Origin of the sequence: Bathymodiolus heckerae thiotrophic gill symbiont, from assembly GCF_900128515.1 — a bacterium.
Taxonomy (GTDB): Bacteria; Pseudomonadota; Gammaproteobacteria; order PS1; family Pseudothioglobaceae; genus Thioglobus_A.
In genome coordinates, this window is sequence record NZ_FQTP01000033.1 from 15,528 (window position 1) to 18,545 (window position 3,018).

Consider the following 3,018-nt stretch of genomic DNA (forward strand, 5'->3'; position numbering starts at 1 on the left):
ATCGAATGGTGTCAGGGTTATTTAACCGGCCTGGGATTGCAAAAAATCTCCACCATTGATGATGACGCATTAGAGATGATGAAAGACATTTCTGAAATTTCAAAACTAGATGCTGATCTACTTGATACCGAGCAAAATGCACAAGATTTGAACGAAATCATTGAGTTTGTACGCATGGGAGCCCTACTAATACAGGAAACCTTGCAGCCTTCCAAGCAGGACTATATCAGCCCAGAAACACTGCATTAATCACTTAAACGCAGCTGTAGCAAGCGTTAAAACACTTTAAGTTCTGATAATATAACAATATCATAAAATTATGCCTTAGTGATAGTGTTGCAAAGCTGTTGCATGTGTATATCATAACGCACCCATAAGGGGATTAAATCTTGAGGAGGAGGTAGCCGCCTAACTAAACTTGAGGAGAATAAAAAAAACGACTGCCTAATAGAAAATCATTAAATAAATCTCGGGGAGAGTAATGATCTTCTAGATATTATTATAGTTTTAATTTTTTTAGAAGGACTAAATATAGATATGAAAATGGCAACAACGTCACCATTCCCCGCCAAAATTATGGCGACTTTTCTAGTTGCACTAGCTTCATTGTCAGCTAGTGCATTTGTTGTTGATCATAAAACTGAAGTTATTCAGGCTGGAATCACTGGCGTTGAACCAATTTATATGAACTACACACTAAAGAAAGTCAGTACGCCATGTGCTTCTGGTGTGCGCAATTGTTGGCATGTTAGCTACGAAAAAAAATCCTCAAAAGTGCTTAAAGGCTATCGTGTTAAATTAAGCTATAACAATAACACCTTTACGGCAAGAATGCTTAAAAAGCCCACTAAAGAGCATTTAAACATTCGAGTAAAAAGTGATTTACTAACCATGCCAAGCACAGTTGCCATCAATGCATCTGTTGTTTATTAAAAGCCCTAACGACCTAAACTAGCAACTTGCTGTGGTAGCTTGGCTACTGACATAGGCGCAGACTCTACAACAAAATCATAACCCTTGTTACCATAGTTATAAAAAGCTGAATTAACTTGTTGTACTTGATTGTGTGCTGGCGCTTCAAACATGGCTAATGGATTAAACGTTGCATACGGAGCTGATGATTGTGCAGAAGTGCTAGCAGCCAAAAGTAATGTTGTTACTGCAAAGGTGTTTAAAATTAGTTTCATAATGTTTGTTTTAATTAATTAGTATGCCGACACCTTATCTCTTGAGGAGAGAATAATTCTTGGGGGAGAGTGCCGACATGTGAATCATTATATCATGTTTTTATAATATGTCAAATTTATAATATAATTATTTTCTAATATAGATTTATAGACATGAAAGTAGTTATAATTACCACTCAGACACAGTCCAAAGGCTGCTTAGCATTGAGATCAAACATTATGTAGGAGTAATGTTAAAATACCACACGAGGAGAGAACAGCCTTATAATCATGCAAAATGAAAAAAACCGATTATTAAATGATGTTTCCTTCACTTAAAAACATTCAATATTTAGTTGCCTTGCGCAAACACCTGCATTTTTCAAAAGTGGCTCAAGAGTGTTTTTTGTTAGTCAACCAACCCTCAGCGCTGGTATTAATAAACTTGAAAAAGGGGCTGGAAGTGCAGTTGGTTGAGTGCAATAATAAGAGTGTACTATTCACTCCAGCAGGTGAAAAAATTGTGGGACAAGCTAAGAACGTGATGCTTTCAACCTATGATTTGGTACAAATTGCACAACAAGCCTTATTCAATATAAGTAAATTTTTAACAAATAATAGGCGATAAAAAAGCACATCCAAGGATGTGCTTTTTTTATTAAATATGGTGGCCGTACCTAGAATTGAACTAGGGACACAGGGATTTTCAATCTCTTACCCTTGCATACTCATATAAATTTATCTCAATTATATAACTTTTGAAAGAAATAGGTAAACAATTTAAAAATAAAATTTTAGCGATCATGGCTACTGAAAATATAAAGATGCCAGAATTTTCTAGAAGAGTTGACATACCTTATAATCGTATACACGATTATATCGCCCGACCAAAATCTAAGCCATCTATTGATAATGTTGGTAAGGTTATAAATGCCTTTCCTCAATACACTTGCTTTATTTTAGACCTCGATCCAAAACAACTACATAAGCAAATAATTCTAAAAGAATAGTTAAAGTAATCATAATCCTTATTTTTAACCAAAACAAGAACTATTATGAAGCTATCTCAACTTTTAAATCTACATACACAAGAAAACCCTCAATTATCGCCAAGAACTGTCGAAAAATATCAATCCGTTATTAGAAATTTTACTAATGATACTGGAATTAACAGTATTTTCTTTAGCCATCAAAATTGCATCGATTGGTATAACAAAATTTACAATAGAGTGAGTCCAACTACCTGTAATAATTATTGCATTCATTTGAAAGCTTTATTCAATACAGCAGTTAAATTAGGGCATCTTAATGAAAATATTTTTGCATCGATGCCAATCTTAAAAAATATAAACATAAACGTGAAAACCTTAGATAAAGGCGCTATTGTTGACCTGATATCAATGATAAGCTCAGACTCTTATTATTCTAATGTTGACTGGTTTTATCTCGCTATGGTTGATGTATTTAGACTTACAGCTATTCGACGCAGACAGTTAATTGGCATCAAGTGGCGAGATGTTGATTTTAAAAACCAGACTTTGTATTTAAATTCTGAATTTTCAAAGAACAGGATTGAAAATTTAATACCTCTGAATAAGGTTCTAATTGGCCATTTTCAAACAATTAAACAAAAAGCACATAAACCCAAGAGTAGCGATCAAGTATTTAATATAACCGAATTTGTAGGGACTTATAAAAGCAACGTGATGACCGAAGATCATGTTTCTAGACTTTTTACAAAATGGAGCAGAAAAATCGGTGTAAAAATATCTCCTCATCGCTTCAGACACACAACAGCGACTAAATTAGCCAATAACGGCTGCAATCTAAAAGCCTTGCAAAAATTACTAGG

At 34.2% G+C, this 3,018-nt stretch carries 6 protein-coding genes; 5 read left to right on the plus strand and 1 reads right to left on the minus strand.

Annotated features, from left to right (window positions below; translation table 11 throughout):
* Together BTHERMOSOX_RS05585 and BTHERMOSOX_RS05590 are read left to right on the plus strand one after the other, a co-directional pair.
* Nucleotides 1-249: UPF0149 family protein (locus tag BTHERMOSOX_RS05585; RefSeq protein ID WP_171004655.1), on the plus strand; the 249-nt coding region annotated here is incomplete at its 5' end.
* 294 nt (nt 250-543) lie between these two features.
* On the plus strand, nt 544-933 hold the full coding sequence (locus BTHERMOSOX_RS05590; protein WP_138120137.1) for a hypothetical protein: 390 nt from the start codon (nt 544-546) through the stop codon (nt 931-933).
* Nucleotides 934-938: 5 nt separating this feature from the next.
* On the opposite strand, the gene BTHERMOSOX_RS05595 is transcribed toward BTHERMOSOX_RS05590, so the two are convergent.
* Nucleotides 939-1,187 (minus strand): hypothetical protein, encoded by a 249-nt coding sequence (locus BTHERMOSOX_RS05595; protein WP_138120138.1) that lies wholly within the window; start codon nt 1,185-1,187, stop codon nt 939-941.
* 298 nt (nt 1,188-1,485) lie between these two features.
* Between BTHERMOSOX_RS05595 and BTHERMOSOX_RS05600 the strand changes: the two genes are divergently transcribed.
* From BTHERMOSOX_RS05600 to BTHERMOSOX_RS05610, 3 genes are all read left to right on the plus strand, one after another.
* Nucleotides 1,486-1,794: a LysR substrate-binding domain-containing protein gene (locus BTHERMOSOX_RS05600; protein ID WP_138120139.1), complete on the plus strand. Its 309-nt coding sequence runs from the start codon at nt 1,486-1,488 to the stop codon at nt 1,792-1,794.
* Between the two features lie 130 nt (nt 1,795-1,924).
* Complete coding sequence (locus BTHERMOSOX_RS05605; RefSeq protein ID WP_138120140.1) at nt 1,925-2,176, plus strand: hypothetical protein; 252 nt, start codon at nt 1,925-1,927, stop codon at nt 2,174-2,176.
* A gap of 45 nt (nt 2,177-2,221) precedes the next feature.
* On the plus strand, nt 2,222-3,018 hold a 797-nt coding region (locus BTHERMOSOX_RS05610; RefSeq protein ID WP_138120141.1), incomplete at its 3' end, for a tyrosine-type recombinase/integrase.